Annotated in this window: 16 protein-coding genes; 7 read left to right on the plus strand and 9 right to left on the minus strand. The window is 70.1% G+C overall.

Translation table 11 applies throughout. From position 1 onward, the window contains the following. Both AC1DXV_RS11350 and AC1DXV_RS11355 read left to right on the plus strand, forming a co-directional pair. Positions 1-648, plus strand: a 648-nt coding sequence (locus AC1DXV_RS11350; protein WP_477933605.1) for a uracil-DNA glycosylase, incomplete at its 5' end; no start/stop codon positions are given. 5 nt (positions 649-653) lie between these two features. Continuing rightward, positions 654-3,062 (plus strand): putative bifunctional diguanylate cyclase/phosphodiesterase, encoded by a 2,409-nt coding sequence (locus AC1DXV_RS11355; protein WP_477933607.1) that lies wholly within the window; start codon positions 654-656, stop codon positions 3,060-3,062. Between the two features lie 17 nt (positions 3,063-3,079). On the opposite strand, the gene AC1DXV_RS11360 is transcribed toward AC1DXV_RS11355, so the two are convergent. Together AC1DXV_RS11360 and glmU are read right to left on the minus strand one after the other, a co-directional pair. Further along, positions 3,080-3,427: a DUF7674 family protein gene (locus tag AC1DXV_RS11360; RefSeq protein ID WP_477867370.1), complete on the minus strand. Its 348-nt coding sequence runs from the start codon at positions 3,425-3,427 to the stop codon at positions 3,080-3,082. An 85-nt stretch (positions 3,428-3,512) separates the two neighbouring features. Beyond that, entirely contained in the window at positions 3,513-4,886 is a 1,374-nt protein-coding gene (gene glmU / locus AC1DXV_RS11365; protein WP_477867372.1) for a bifunctional UDP-N-acetylglucosamine diphosphorylase/glucosamine-1-phosphate N-acetyltransferase GlmU, read from the minus strand. Between glmU and AC1DXV_RS11370 the strand changes: the two genes are divergently transcribed. Next, positions 4,885-5,766, plus strand: coding sequence for a DUF6279 family lipoprotein (locus tag AC1DXV_RS11370; protein ID WP_477933609.1), 882 nt, complete (start codon positions 4,885-4,887; stop codon positions 5,764-5,766). The genes glmU and AC1DXV_RS11370 overlap by 2 nt on opposite strands. A 51-nt stretch (positions 5,767-5,817) precedes the next feature. On the opposite strand, the gene AC1DXV_RS11375 is transcribed toward AC1DXV_RS11370, so the two are convergent. From AC1DXV_RS11375 to AC1DXV_RS11390, 4 genes are all read right to left on the minus strand, one after another. Then, a complete protein-coding gene (locus AC1DXV_RS11375) occupies positions 5,818-6,447 on the minus strand; it encodes a DUF4136 domain-containing protein (RefSeq protein ID WP_477867376.1) in 630 nt (209 codons plus the stop codon). 17 nt (positions 6,448-6,464) lie between these two features. After that, positions 6,465-7,376 carry a tRNA 2-thiocytidine(32) synthetase TtcA gene (ttcA, locus tag AC1DXV_RS11380; protein ID WP_477867378.1) on the minus strand — a complete coding sequence of 304 codons (912 nt, stop codon included), beginning with the start codon at positions 7,374-7,376 and terminating at the stop codon, positions 6,465-6,467. A 139-nt stretch (positions 7,377-7,515) separates the two neighbouring features. After that, entirely contained in the window at positions 7,516-7,905 is a 390-nt protein-coding gene (locus AC1DXV_RS11385) for a dihydroneopterin aldolase (protein WP_477868454.1), read from the minus strand. Position 7,906: 1 nt separating this feature from the next. Continuing rightward, positions 7,907-8,686, minus strand: a complete 780-nt coding sequence (locus AC1DXV_RS11390) for an SDR family oxidoreductase (protein ID WP_477868456.1) — start codon at positions 8,684-8,686, stop codon at positions 7,907-7,909. Between the two features lie 19 nt (positions 8,687-8,705). Here AC1DXV_RS11390 and AC1DXV_RS11395 point away from each other — a divergent pair, with 19 nt between their 5' ends. From AC1DXV_RS11395 to AC1DXV_RS11410, 4 genes are all read left to right on the plus strand, one after another. Further along, entirely contained in the window at positions 8,706-9,842 is a 1,137-nt protein-coding gene (locus tag AC1DXV_RS11395) for a class I SAM-dependent methyltransferase (RefSeq protein ID WP_477868459.1), read from the plus strand. Between the two features lie 16 nt (positions 9,843-9,858). Further along, positions 9,859-10,056, plus strand: a complete 198-nt coding sequence (locus AC1DXV_RS11400; protein ID WP_047507774.1) for a DUF2905 domain-containing protein — start codon at positions 9,859-9,861, stop codon at positions 10,054-10,056. Between the two features lie 106 nt (positions 10,057-10,162). Further along, positions 10,163-10,357: a hypothetical protein gene (locus AC1DXV_RS11405; RefSeq protein ID WP_477868461.1), complete on the plus strand. Its 195-nt coding sequence runs from the start codon at positions 10,163-10,165 to the stop codon at positions 10,355-10,357. A 4-nt stretch (positions 10,358-10,361) separates the two neighbouring features. Further along, positions 10,362-10,541, plus strand: a complete 180-nt coding sequence (locus AC1DXV_RS11410; protein WP_477868463.1) for a hypothetical protein — start codon at positions 10,362-10,364, stop codon at positions 10,539-10,541. On the opposite strand, the gene AC1DXV_RS11415 is transcribed toward AC1DXV_RS11410, so the two are convergent. The 3 genes from AC1DXV_RS11415 to AC1DXV_RS11425 all read right to left on the minus strand — a co-directional run bounded on the left by AC1DXV_RS11415 (position 10,520) and on the right by AC1DXV_RS11425 (position 13,585). Continuing rightward, positions 10,520-11,764 (minus strand): multifunctional CCA addition/repair protein, encoded by a 1,245-nt coding sequence (locus AC1DXV_RS11415; RefSeq protein WP_477868465.1) that lies wholly within the window; start codon positions 11,762-11,764, stop codon positions 10,520-10,522. The two genes, AC1DXV_RS11410 and AC1DXV_RS11415, sit on opposite strands and share 22 nt — an antisense overlap. Positions 11,765-11,800: 36 nt before the next feature. Beyond that, positions 11,801-12,481 carry a glutathione S-transferase family protein gene (locus tag AC1DXV_RS11420; RefSeq protein WP_477868467.1) on the minus strand — a complete coding sequence of 227 codons (681 nt, stop codon included), beginning with the start codon at positions 12,479-12,481 and terminating at the stop codon, positions 11,801-11,803. A gap of 138 nt (positions 12,482-12,619) precedes the next feature. Beyond that, positions 12,620-13,585, minus strand: a complete 966-nt coding sequence (locus AC1DXV_RS11425) for a complex I NDUFA9 subunit family protein (RefSeq protein WP_477933611.1) — start codon at positions 13,583-13,585, stop codon at positions 12,620-12,622. Positions 13,586-13,588: the final 3 nt, after the last annotated feature.

Raw genomic sequence — 13,588 nt, forward strand, 5'->3', positions numbered from 1 at the left:
GCGGCCGCACCGTCGCCCGCCACCGCCCCGCTGCGCGGGCCGCGCCCGAGCGGTGTCGCGACGATGGACTGGCCCGCGCTGCGCGACGCCGTCGCCRGCTGCACCGCCTGCAAGCTGTGCAGCGGCCGCACGCAGACGGTGTTCGGCGTCGGCAACCCGCAGGCCCACTGGATGGTCGTCGGCGAAGCCCCCGGCGAGCAGGAGGACCGGCAGGGCGAGCCCTTCGTCGGCAAGTCGGGCCAGCTGCTCGACAGCATGCTGCGCGCGCTCGGCCTGACGCGCGGCGAGGCCGAACCGGCGCGCCAGGTCTTCATCGCCAACACGCTCAAATGCCGCCCGCCCGGCAACCGCAACCCCGAGCCCGACGAGCTGGCCCAGTGCGAGCCCTTCCTGATCCGCCAGATCGAGCTCGTGAAGCCGCGCATGATCCTCGCGATGGGCCGCTTCGCGGTGCAGAGCCTGCTGCGCAGCAGCGAGCCGGTCGGCCGGCTGCGCGGCAAGGTGCACCAGTACCAGGGCGTGCCGCTGGTCGTCACCTACCACCCGGCCTACCTGCTGCGCAACCCGGAGGACAAGGCGCGCGCCTGGGACGACCTGTGCCTGGCGCTGGAGCAGATGAAGCCGATGGACCCGGCAGCGGACGCCTGACGCCGATGGACGCCACCCTGCCCGCCTGGCCCGACACCGAGGACCTGCCGTGCATGGTGGTGCGGCTGACGCCCGAGTGCCGGGTGCTGCAGGGCAACCGCGCGTTTCTCGAGTTCAGCGGCGCCGGCTCGGCGCCCGACGCCGGGCTGCTGTGGCAGGCGCTGCTCGGCGCCGAATCGCGCGCGACGCTCGCCACGCGGCTGATCGCCCGCGAGGACTTCGCGCTGAACCTGCGCATGCAGTGCGCGCCGCAATCGGCCGGCGGCCCCTGCTGGCTCGACCTCGAGGCACGCTGGCTGCCGGGCCCCGGCCACTACCTGTGCGTGCTGCACGACGTGACCGACAGCCACCGCGCCGAGTTGTCGGCGCGCGCCCGGGCCGACCAGTTCCAGCTGCTGGCCGACAACGTGCCGGTGCTGATCGCCTACTACCAGGCCAGCACGCTGCGCTGCCTGTTCGCGAACAAGCAGTATGCGCAGACCTTCGGCTGGGACGAGCAGTCGATCGTCGGCCACACCGTCGCCGAGATCATCGGCGAGCCGGCCGCGCGCCTCATCCAGCCGCAGGTCGACCAGGTGCTGCGCGAGCGACGCAGCGCGTCGTACGAGCGCGAGCTGGTCGGCACCGACGGCCAGCGCCGCTGGATCGAGGTGAACCTGGTGCCGCACGTGGTCAACGACGGCGATGCGACCGCCACCTTCGTGCTGATCTCCGACATCACGAAGCACCGCCTCGCCGAGCAGGCGGTGCGCGAATCGGAAGAGCGCCTCGCGAAGTTCATGCAGGCGAGTGCCGAGGGCATCGTGTTCCACAAGGATGGCGTGATCACCGACGCCAACCCGCCGGCGCTCGCGCTGATCGGCTACACGCTGGAGGAGCTGAAGGGCCGCCAGACGCTGGATTTCATCGCGCCCGACCAGCTCGCGCGCGCCGCCGCGACGCAATCGGCCGCGGCCGAGATCACCTACGAGAGCGTCGCGCTGCACAAGGACGGCCGCCGCCTGCCGGTGGAATTCACCGTGCGCACGATGCTGCGCAACGGCGAGCGCATGCGCATGACGCTGGTGCGCGACCTGCGCGACCGGCAGGCGGCGCAGGAGCGCATCCACCACCTGGCGCACCACGACGCGCTGACGCAGCTGCCGAACCGGATGAGCTTCATGGAGACGCTGGAGCACCGCATCACCGGTGCGCGCACCAGCGACTCGCAGCTCGCGCTGCTGTTCATCGACCTCGACCACTTCAAGCGCGTCAACGACTCGCTGGGCCACCTGATCGGCGACACGCTGCTGCAGACGGTTGCGCAGCGCATCATCCAGAGCCTGCGCTCGACCGACCTGGTGGCGCGCTTCGGCGGCGACGAGTTCATCGTGCTGCTGCCCGGCGTGCTGCAGCGCGCCGACGTCGAGGAGGCGACGCAGAAGCTGCTGGCGGCGATCGAGGTGCCGGTGAATGCCGACGGGCGGCTGATCTCGGTGACGCCGTCGGTGGGCATCTCGATGTTCCCGCACGACGGGCAGACGGCCGACGAGCTGATCAAGAATGCCGACACCGCGATGTACCTCGCGAAGGCGCGCGGCCGTGCGAACTACCAGTTCTTCACGCCGGCGATGGCGCGCTCCGCCTATGCCGCGCTGGTGATGGAAAGCCAGCTGACGCAGGCGCTGGAGCGCGACGAGTTCATGCTGCATTTCCAGCCGCAGGTGCGTGCGCACGACGGCGTGCTGGTGGGCGTCGAGGCGCTGATCCGCTGGAACCACCCGGAGCGCGGGCTGCTGATGCCCGACCATTTCATTCCGCTGGCCGAGCAGCAGCGGCAGATGCTGCCGATCGGCCAGTGGGTGCTGCGCGACGCGCTGCGCTGCGCGCGGCGCTGGCACGAGTCCGGCATCAGCAGCGTGCCGGTGGCGGTGAACCTGTCGAGCGTGCAGTTCCAGACGGTGGGCTTCATCCAGATGATCGCCGACATGCTGCGCGAGGAAGGCGTGCCCGGCGAGTTCCTCGAGCTCGAGCTGACCGAGCGCATGCTGATGGACGACCTCGGCGAGGTGAAGGCGCGGCTCGGCGAGCTGAAGGCGATGGGCATCCGGATCTCGGTCGACGACTTCGGCACCGGCTACTCGTCGCTCGRCCACCTGAAGGAGCTGCCGATCGACAAGATGAAGATCGACCGCTCGTTCGTGAAGGACCTGCCGGACGAGCACGACTCGGCGGCGATCGCGCGCGCCATCGTGCAGCTGGCGCGCAGCCTGGACATCACGGTGATCGCCGAGGGCGTCGAGACGATCGCGCAGCAGGATTTCCTGACGCGGCTCGGCTGCGACGAGCTGCAGGGGGAGCTGGTCAGCTCGCCGCTGCCGGCGGCGGCGTTCGAGGCGTGGGCGATCGCGCTGGCGCGGCCGGCGCTGGTGTGAGCGTCGGACTCACCGACTCAGGGTCGCGTGATGATGTCGTCGTTGGCGAGCCAGCGTTCGGCCGATGCGGCGGTGCGGGCCGACAGGCTCTCGACGAATGACGCTTCGACCAATTCCCTGACGCCGGCGTCGCACGATTGAAGCGCTTGCTCCATACTGGCCAGCAGGCGGGTGAGGGGCTCCGCACCAACCTGGTCCGTCATGAGACCCATCACGAGCCGGCTGACCTCGGCCATGAACACCGCAGGCACCAGGCCTTGGTGCGCCTCGATGTGCTGCCGGTGCAACACGGACAGTTCGGGAACCTGCGTCAGCAGGTCGTCGACGAACGCCGCGAGGCTCATCTGCTTTTCCAGGGGGCTCACGGGATCCTTCGGAGCGGTTGGCTGCAACGGACCTGTGTGACCCCGGGAGCCGATTGGTTCCCTGGCGGACGGCGCGTGCGGCCCGCTAGCGCTTCTTGACCGGCCGCGTCCAGCCCTCGAGCGACACCTGCTTCGCGCGCGACACCGTCAGCTGGCCGGCCGGGGCGTCCTTCGAGATCGTCGAGCCGCCGCCGATCGTCGCGCCGGCACCGATCACGACCGGTGCGATCAGCACGCAGTTGCTGCCGACGTGCACGTCGTCGCCGATCACCGTGCGGTGCTTGTTCGCGCCGTCGTAGTTCGCGGTGATGCTGCCGGCGCCGTAGTTCACGCGTTCACCCACCGTCGCATCGCCCAGGTAGGCCAGGTGGTTGGCCTTCGCGCCCTTCGCGAGCGTCGAGTTCTTCACCTCGACGAAGTTGCCGATGTGCACCTCGTCGCCCAGCTGCGCGCCGGGGCGCAGCCGCGCGAACGGGCCGACCAGCGCACCGCGGCCGACGCTGACGCCCTGCGCCTCGCCGTCGATGTGCGTGAACGGATGGATCACTGCGCTGGCCGAGAGGCGTGCGTTGCGAATCACGCAGTTCGCGCCGATGCGCACGCCGTCGCCCAACTCGACCTCGCCTTCGAACACGCAGTTGACGTCGATCTCGACATCGCTGCCGCAGTTCAGGCTGCCGCGCACGTCGAAGCGCGCCGGATCGGCCAGCCGCACGCCGGCCTCCATCAGCGCCTCGGCACGGGCGCGCTGGTAGCGGCGCTCCAGGTCGGCCAGCTGCATCGGGCTGTTGACGCCCAGCACCTCGGTCTCGCTCTTCGGCTGCGCGGTGACGACCGGCACGCCGTCGGCGACCGCCATCGCGATGATGTCGGTCAGGTAGTACTCGCCCTGGGCGTTCTTGTTGTCCAGCCGGGCCAGCCAGCCCTTCAGCCGCTTCGTCGGCACCGCCATCACGCCGGTGTTGACCTCGCGGATCTCGCGCTGCGCCGGGCTCGCATCCTTGTGCTCGACGATCGCGCGCACCTGCTCGCCATCGCGCACGATGCGGCCATAGCCGGTGGCATCGGCCAGCGTGATCGTCAGCAGCGCGAAGCGCTCGCCGCCGCAGGCATCGACGAGCGCGCGCACGGTGGCCGCCTCGATCAGCGGCGTGTCGCCGTTCAGGATCAGCGTGGTGCCCTCGTCGTGCAGCTGCGGCACGGCCTGCTGCACGGCGTGGCCGGTGCCCAGCTGCGGCATCTGCCGCACGAAGAGCAATCCGGGTGCCTGCACCGCCGCCTCGACCTGTTCGGCGCCGTGGCCGGTGATCGTGATGATGCGGGTCGCCCCCAGCGATGCTGCGGTACCCAGAACATGCTGCAATAGGCTTCGCCCGGCCAGCTTGTGCAAGACCTTGGGCAGGCCGGATTTCATGCGGGTGCCTTTGCCCGCGGCCATGATCACGATGTCGAGAGCCATGCAACGTCCTTTTTTCAGGTCGGTGATTATCGGCGTCGCGCTGGCGTTGACCACCCTGCTTTCAGGGTGTGGCGCGATGCGCCTGGCCTACAACCAGGCCCCCGATCTGGGGTATTGGTGGCTGGACAAGTACATCGACTTCAACGACGAGCAGACGCCGCGGGTGCGCGATGCGATCACGTCGTGGTTCCGCTGGAACCGCCGCACCCAGCTGCCGGACTATGCGCAATGGCTGGACAAGCTGGCCGGCGACCTGCAACAACCCGTCACGGCCGCCCAGGCGTGCCGCTGGACCGACGAGGTCGAATCGCGCATGTTCACCGGCCTCGACCAGGCGCTGCCGGCGCTGGCCGAGACGGCGCTGTCGCTGAAGCCCGAGCAGCTGAAACACATCGAGAAGCGCTACGCGAAGGTCAACGAGGACTATGCCGACGACTACCTGCAGCCCGACCCGCGGGACCGGGTGAAGGCCACGATGAAGCGCACGATGGAGCGCGCCGAGATGCTGTACGGCGACCTCGACGACGCGCAGACCGAGCGGGTGCAGCGGGCGATGGCGGCGTCGCCGTTCGACCCGGAGCTGTGGCTGGCCGAACGCAAGGCGCGCCAGCAGGACGTGCTGCAGACGCTGCGAAAGCTGCTGGCCGAGCGGCCGCCGCAGGCCCAGGTGCAGGCCGCGCTGCGCGCGATCGCCGAGCGGGTGCAGCACTCGCCGCGCGAGAACTTCCGCAGCTACCAGGAGAAGCTGACGCGCTACAACTGCGAGTTCGGGGCGCAGCTGCACAACACGACAAGCGCGGAGCAGCGGCAGTACGCCGCAAAGAAGCTCAAGGGCTGGGCGGGCGATTTCCGCGCGCTGGCGGCGGACAACGGCCGGTAGCCCGGATGCCAATCCGGGGTTGGTCCGACACATCCCGGATTGGCATCCGGGCTACGAGGGCGGCAGCTGGATCGTCACCCGCCTGGGGTTGATGCCGGTCTGCGGAAAGTCCTTCAGCGCCGCGTCGAACATCGCGGCAATCAGCGCATCGCCGCCCATCGTCGTGCCGTCGTTGGCCGCGCGCGCCTCGTACACCACCTGCCCGGACTGCCGGTCGCGGATCAGCACCGCCACCTCGCGGTCGTAGTAGGTCGTGTCGTAGTAGCGCGGGCCGAAGTAGCCGGGCGGGCCCCAGAACGGGCCCCGGCCGTAGCCGCCGTAGCCGTAGCGCGAACGGAACAAGCCGCCATGCCACCAGAACGGGTCGTCGTACGGCGAGACGTCGTAGCGGTTGATGCGCGCGCCGACCTGCACCGTGAAATCGGCCGCCTTCGCATCGCCCGCCTCGCTGAAGCCGGCCACCTGCAGCGAGTGCCGGGCCATCGACTCCAGCTTCTCCTGCTCCATCGCCCGCGCCTGCTGCGACGGCAGGCGCTCGAACGCGTAGGTCGATGCGCTGCGCCCGGCCGGCCACTGGCTGTAAGTGGAGACGTTGCTGTCGACCGCGTTCATCGCGGCGCAGCCCGCGAGGCCCAGCAGCGCGCCGGCCAGCAGGGTGGTGGTCAGGGCAGGTTTCCACATGGTCGGCCTCCGTCAGGTCAAACGTGCAGCTTGATGGGCACCGCGCCCGCGGCAGGTTCGGCGGGGGCGCAGCTCTCGTCGTCGTCGAAGGCCCGATCGCCGCCGGCATCGGGCACCCCGGTGGTTTTGAGCGTCGTGAACGGGTAGAGGTTCCGGTCCATCATGTGCGACGGCACGATGTTGCCCATCGCGGTGAACATGTTCTCGATGCGGCCGGGAAAGCGCTTGTCCCAGTCGCGCAGCATCTGCCTGGTCTGCACGCGCTGCAGGTTCTCCTGGCTGCCGCACAGCGTGCACGGGATGATCGGGAACTGCCGGTGCGCGGCCCAGCGCTCCAGGTCGGGCTCGGCCACGTAGGCGAGCGGGCGGATCACGATGTTCTTGCCGTCGTCGCTGACCAGCTTCGGCGGCATGCCCTTCATGCGGCTGCCGAAGAACATGTTCATGAACAGCGTCTGCAGCATGTCGTCGCGGTGGTGGCCGAGCGCCACCTTGGTCGCGCCGAGCTCGCCGGCCACGCGGTACAGGATGCCGCGGCGCAGCCGCGAGCACAGGCTGCACATCGTCTTGCCCTCGGGGATCAGGCGCTTGACGATCGAGTAGGTGTCCTGGCTCTCGATGTGGAACGGCACGCCGCGCGACTTCAGGTACTCCGGCAGCACGTGGTCCGGAAAGCCCGGCTGCTTCTGGTCGAGGTTCACCGCCACCAGCGTGAAGCGGATCGGCGCGCGCTGCTGCAGGTTCAGCAGGATGTCGAGCAGCGCATAGCTGTCCTTGCCGCCGGACACGCAGACCATCACCTTGTCGCCGTTCTCGATCATGTTGAAGTCGGCGATCGCCTGGCCGACCTGGCGGTGCAGGCGCTTGCTGAGCTTGTTGATCTCGAAGGCCTGCTTGTCGGCCACTTCGCGTTCCAGTACCGAATTCATCGGCGTACCTCTCATTTGATAAGCGAGACGAATCTCGCAAAGTGATGCGCGAACCCAGCGGACGCCGCGGAACCGGCTTTGCCGGGCCGCTGGCGGCGCCCCCTTGAGGGGGAGGCGCCGAAGGCGCTTCGGGGGTGGGTCATTTGATTCCGAAGACTTCGCAGCCGACGGCTTCACAGTCGGGGTACACATCGGGTTTCGCGGTCGACACGCGCGCGGCGCGCACGCGCGGGTGCGCCAGCATCAGCGCCAGCACGTCGTCGCACAGCGTTTCCTGCAGGTGGATGTGGCCCTGCTGCACGCGGTGCGCGATGGTGCGGCGCATGAAGTCGTAGTCGACCACCTCGTCGAGCTTGTCGGCCTTCGGCGTCGACATCGCGAGCGGGATGTAGAGATCGACGTTGATCAGCACCCGCTGCTCGCCCTTCTTCTCGAATTCGTGCACGCCGATGTTGATCCGCACCTCGTAGTCGTGCAGGAACAGCCGGCGGCAGTCCATCAGGCTGGGGTTGCTGAGGAGCGAATGCATGTCAGGTCTTCTTCCCGGGATTGGCAATGAACATCACGTCGCGCGGCTGGCCCTGCAGGTGCTGGCCGCCATCGACCAGCAGCGTGCTGCCGGTGACGGCCGGCGATTCGATCAGGAAGCGCACCGCGTGCGCCACGTCGCCCGGTGTCGATGAGCGCTGCAGCGGCGTCAGGCCGTGCGCCTGGGCGAATTCTGCCTCGGTCATCGCGCCCGACAGCAAGGTGACGCCGGGCGCGACGCCGCACACCCGCAGCCGCGGCGCCAGCGCCTGCGCGAGCAGCACGGTCGCCGACTGCAGCGCCGCCTTCGACAGGGTGTAGGACAGGTAGTCCGGATTCGGGTTCCACAGCTTCTGGTCGAGCAGGTTGACGACGCAGCCGCGGCCGTCGCGGGCCGCCAAGTGGGCATGCAAGGCCTGCGCGAGCAGCACGGCCGGGCCGGTGTTGGCGCGCCAGTGGGCCTCCATCGCGGCGTAGCTGAAGCTGTCGACGTTGTCGTAGGCGAAGGTCGACGCGTTGTTGACGACCGCATCGAGCCGGCCCAGGCGCTCGCAGACGGCCGGCACCAGCGCCCGGCAGGCGGCCTCGTCGGCGAGGTCGGCCGCGAACACCTCGGCGCGGGCGCCGAGCCGCGCGGCCTCGTCGGCGGTGACCTGCGCCTCGTCGCGCGAGCTGCGGCAGTGGATCGCGAGGTCGTGGCCGTGCGCGGCCAGCTCGAGCGCGATCGCCCGGCCCAGGCGGCGGGCCGCGCCGGTGACCAGGGTGACGGGACGTGCGGACATGGCTTTCTACAATCGGGGCATGCAAACCCCACCAGCCGGCAGTGTATCGGCGGCGCTTTCGTCGCTGATCCGCCAGGCCATCGCCCGCAACGGCGACTGGCTGCCTTTCGACCGCTTCATGGCACTCGCGTTGTACGCCCCCGGGCTCGGCTACTACGCCGCGGGCGACCGGCAATTCGGCATGCTGCCGTCGTCCGGCAGCGATTTCGTCACCGCCCCGGAGCTGACACCGCTGTTCGGCGGCGCGCTCGCGCGCCAGGTCGCGCAGGCGCTGCGGGCCTGCGACAGCCGCGAGGTGTGGGAGTTCGGCGCCGGCTCCGGTGCACTGGCCGAGCAGCTGCTCGACGCGCTGGCCGCCGACGGCCTCGCGCCCGGGCGCTACACCATCGTCGACCTGTCCGGCGCGCTGCGGCAGCGCCAGCAGCAGCGGCTGGCGCGCTTCGGCGACCGGGTACGCTGGGTGTCGGAGCTGCCGGCCGCGATGCACGGCGTGATCGTCGGCAACGAGGTGCTGGACGCGATGCCGGTGCAGCTGCTGCACTTCGACGGCACGCAGTGGCTTGAACGCGGCGTCGTCGCGGCGGGTGATGGAAAGGGAAAGGGCGACGGCTTCGCATGGAGCGACCGGCCGACCGCCCTGCGGCCGCCCCTCGAGGCCCCGTTCGTGCCCGGCACCGTCACCGAGATCCACCCGCAGGCCCGCGCCTTCATCGCGACGCTGGCCGACCGGCTGCAGCGCGGCGCGGCCTTCTTCATCGACTACGGCTTTCCGGAGGCCGAGTACTACCTGCCGCAGCGCCACGGCGGCACGCTGATGTGCCACCAGGGGCACCGGGCCGACGGCGACCCGCTGGCCGAGGTCGGCCGCAAGGACATCACCGCCCACGTCGATTTCACCGGCATCGCGCTGGCCGCGCAGGATGCCGGGCTGGAGGTGGTGGGTTACACCACGCAGGCCCATTTCCTGATCAACTGCGGACTGGTCGACCGGCTGGCCGATGCCGACCTGAAGACCCGCGCGAATGCGCAGAAGCTGTTGCTGGAGCACGAGATGGGCGAGCTGTTCAAGGTGATCGCGCTGGCGCGCGGCTGCGATGCGTCGTTCACCGAGGCCCCGCTGGGCTTCGTGCACGGCGACCGCAGCCATACCCTCTGACCCGGACCCGACGACCATGGGCTTGCGCTGGCTGCTGGTGATCCTGATCGCGCTGCTGCTGTTCAGCGGGCTGCAGCGCTGGCTGCTGAAGATCGGGCTGGGGCGGCTGCCCGGGGACTTCCGCTTCCGGCTGTTCGGCCGCGAGTTCTTCATCCCGATCACCAGCAGCGTGCTGCTGAGCCTGGTGGCGCTGGCCATCACGAAGCTGATCTGAAGCCAGCGCCGGCGGCAGGGACACGGACAAACCAGACTTGCGCCGCCTCCTACAACTGGTTACAACGGCCTCGCATCCCTTCCCTCGGATGCACAAGGAGGCCCGCATGGCTGAAGCTCTGAAATCGCCGACGACGCGGCAGGACTATCAGGAATCCCGCATCGAGGAAGAACCCATCCTCGGCCCGGTGCTCGCGATGCCCGATGGCCGCATGCACCCGCTCAGCTGGCTCGACCGCCTGAAGCTGCGGCTGCACCTGACCAACGCCCGGGCGCTCGAGTCGCGCTACTTCGCCACCTGAGGCGATGCGCCGCACAGGCTGCCCGGCAGGCCTGCACAACCTGCCCGGCGTGTTGCGCTTGTCGGTTCCGGTGTTCGTCGCGCACGAATGGCGCGCGCTGCGCTGGCTGCTGATGCTCGACGATCGGGCGCGCAGGCGCATGACGCTGCACCTGCGCAACCGTCAAGTGCCGGTCGAAGGCTGAGCCGCCAGGTAGTCCGACACCGCGGTGTAGCGCGCATGGCGGATCGCCGCGCCGATCGCGGTGCCCTTCCAGCCGCGCGCCAGGGCGTCGCTCGACACCTTCGCCGTGTCCACCGCCAGCGCCGCGTCCAGCGCGCCCTGCAGGCGCGGCCGCTGCGGGTAGGGCCGCTCCTCGAAGCCGGTGCGCCCGCGCGCATCGCATTCGCAGGCGAGCAGCAATTCTGAAAACCGCACCGGTCGCCGCCACACGTCGCAGCGGTCGAACAGGCGCATCACCGCCGAGCCATCCAGTTGCAGGCTGCGGTGGATGTTGCCGTGCTCGCGCGCCACCGCCTCGGCCAGCTCGCGGCAGTCGGTGGGCACCTTCAGCCGCTGCGCCAGTTCCTGCACCAGCTGCACGCTGCGCGCCTCGTGCGCGATGTGGCGCGGCAGTTCATCGACCGGCGTCGTGCCCTTGCCGAGGTCGTGCCCCAGGCACGCGAAGCGCACCTCGAGCGAGGCGTCGAGTTGCGCCGCCATGTCGAGCACCAGCATCAGGTGCACGCCGGTGTCGACCTCCGGGTGGTGGGCCGGCGGCTGCGGCACGCCCCACAGCCGGTCGACCTCGGGCAGCAGGCGCGCCAGCGCGCCGCAGCTGCGCAGCACCTCGAACAGGCGCGACGGCCGCGCCTCCATCAGCCCGCGCGACAGCTCCTGCCAGACCCGCTCGGGCACCAGCGCATCGACCTCGCCGATCTCGACCATGTGGCGCATCAGCGCCTGGGTCTCGGGTGCGATGCTGAAATCATCGAAGCGCGCCGCGAAGCGCGCGATCCGCAGGATGCGCACCGGGTCTTCCGCGAACGCCGGCGACACATGGCGCAGCAGCTTGTCGGCCAGGTCGCGCCGGCCGCCCCAGGGGTCGACGATGCGGCCGTCTTCGTCCTGCGCCATCGCGTTGATCGTCAGGTCGCGGCGCTGCAGGTCTTCTTCCAGCGTGACGCCCGGGTCGGCATGGAAGGTGAAGCCGTGGTAGCCCGGCGCGGTCTTGCGCTCGGTGCGCGCGAGCGCCACCTCTTCCTTCGTCTCCGGGTGCAGGAACACCGGGAAGTCCTTGCCGACCGGCATGTAGCCGGCCTCGAGCAGCTCGACCGGCGATGCGCCGACCACCACCCAGTCGCGGTCATTGACCGGACGCCCCAACAATGCATCGCGGACTGCGCCGCCGACCATCCACTTCTTCATCGCGGCAGTGTAGGCGGGCGCGTCTTGCGGACGGTCTCAGCGCCGGGTGCGATACGGCTCCTCGAATGGAAGAAAGTCCTGTTCGGCCAGCGCATCGCGGCACCAGGCCTCGACGCCGGGCAGCGCGCGCACGCGCTCGACATAGGCCGCGACCTGCGGCGGCAGCGGCGGCCGGTAGGTCAGCAGGCGCATCACCACCGGCGCGAAGTACGCATCGGCGATCGTGAAGCCGCCGAACAGCAGCGGCCCGCCGTGCTGCTGCAGCAGCTCGCTCCACATCTGCACCAGGCGATCGAGGTCGGCGCGCACCGCCGGCTGCTCGCGCAGCAGCCGTTCACCGACCTCGGGCAGCGCAGCCTCGACGTTCATCGGGAAATGGTTGCGCAGCGCGCCGAAACCGGAGTGCATCTCGGCGCACACGCTGCGCGCCCGCGCGCGGGCCTTCGCATCGGCCGGCCACAGTTGCTTCGCGGGGAAGCGCTCGGCCAGATACTCGGCGATCGCCAGCGTGTCCCAGACCGCGAAGCCGTCGTCGACCAGCAGCGGCACGCGGCCGGTCGGCGAGTGGCGCGCCAGCTCGGTCTTGAACTTCGAATCGGGCTCGAACGAATCGAAGCGGACCATCACCTCGTCGAACGGAATGCCGGCCTGCTTCAGCAGCACCCACGGGCGCATGGACCAGGACGAGTAGTTCTTGTTGCCGATGTAGAGCTGCATGGCGGGCCTCGGGGTGTCGAGTCGGTCGGTAGGGGCCCTGCATCGTAGGCGAGGCGCACGCCGCGCCGGCCGCGACGACCGATGAGATTTGCGAATGGAATCGATGCGCAGCGCGCATCCGCGGCCGCCGGCCCGCGCTCAGCCGCGCCCGGCCTGTCGACGCCAGCCTTCGAGCCGCGCCGGCCCGGCGACGCCACCGAGGTACGCCGGCACCACCGCTTCCAGGCCGGTGCGGCGCACGCCGAGCGCATCGAGCCCCGGCAGCGCTTCGTTGGCGACGTTCGGCACCTTCATCGAATCGAGGTTGTCGCGCGACATCAGCGGCGTGCCCGGCAGCCATTCCATCAGCCCGGCCTGCAGCCGCGCGAGGCCGTCGGGCAGCGCGATCAGCGGCCGCGGATGGCCCGACCAGCGCCCGGCCAGCCGCACCAGCTGCGCCAGCGTGTAGACCTTCGGCCCGGCGCAGTCGTACGAGCGCACCCCGGGCGCCTCGCGCGCCAGCGCCCGCGCCACCGCCTGCGCGAGGCCCGCCGCGACATCCTGCACCCACACCGGCTGGAAGCGCGCATCGGCACCGCCCAGCGGCAGCACCGGCAACACCCGCTGCAACTGCGCGAACAGGTTCATGAAGCGGTCTTCCTCGCCGAACATCACCGACGGGCGCAGCAGCGTGACGTCGAGCCCGGATTGCTGCAGCACCGCCTCGCCGGCCGCCTTCGAGCGCAGGTACATGCTGGGCGCACCGGCCTGCGCGCCGAGCGCACTGACGTGCACCAGCCTGCGCACGCCGGCCAGGCGGCAGGCGTGTGCGATGCGGTTCGGCAGCTCGACATGCGCGCGCTGGAAATCCGCCTCGCCCCCGTGCAGGATGCCAACCAGGTTGACCACCGCATCGCGCCCGGCAACCAGGCGCGCGAGTTGCACATCGTCGTGCACGTCGGCCGCGAGCAGGTCGACGGTCGGCAGCATCGCCAGCGCCTTCGCGCGCTGCGGCTGCCGGCTCGGCACCGTCAGCCGGCCGCCACCGCCGCCGCTGCGCTGGATCAACTCGGCGCACAGCGCCCGGCCGAGGAAGCCGGACCCACCGATGACCAGCAGGTTCATCGG

This window comes from Rhizobacter sp. P3_C12, from assembly GCF_056402735.1.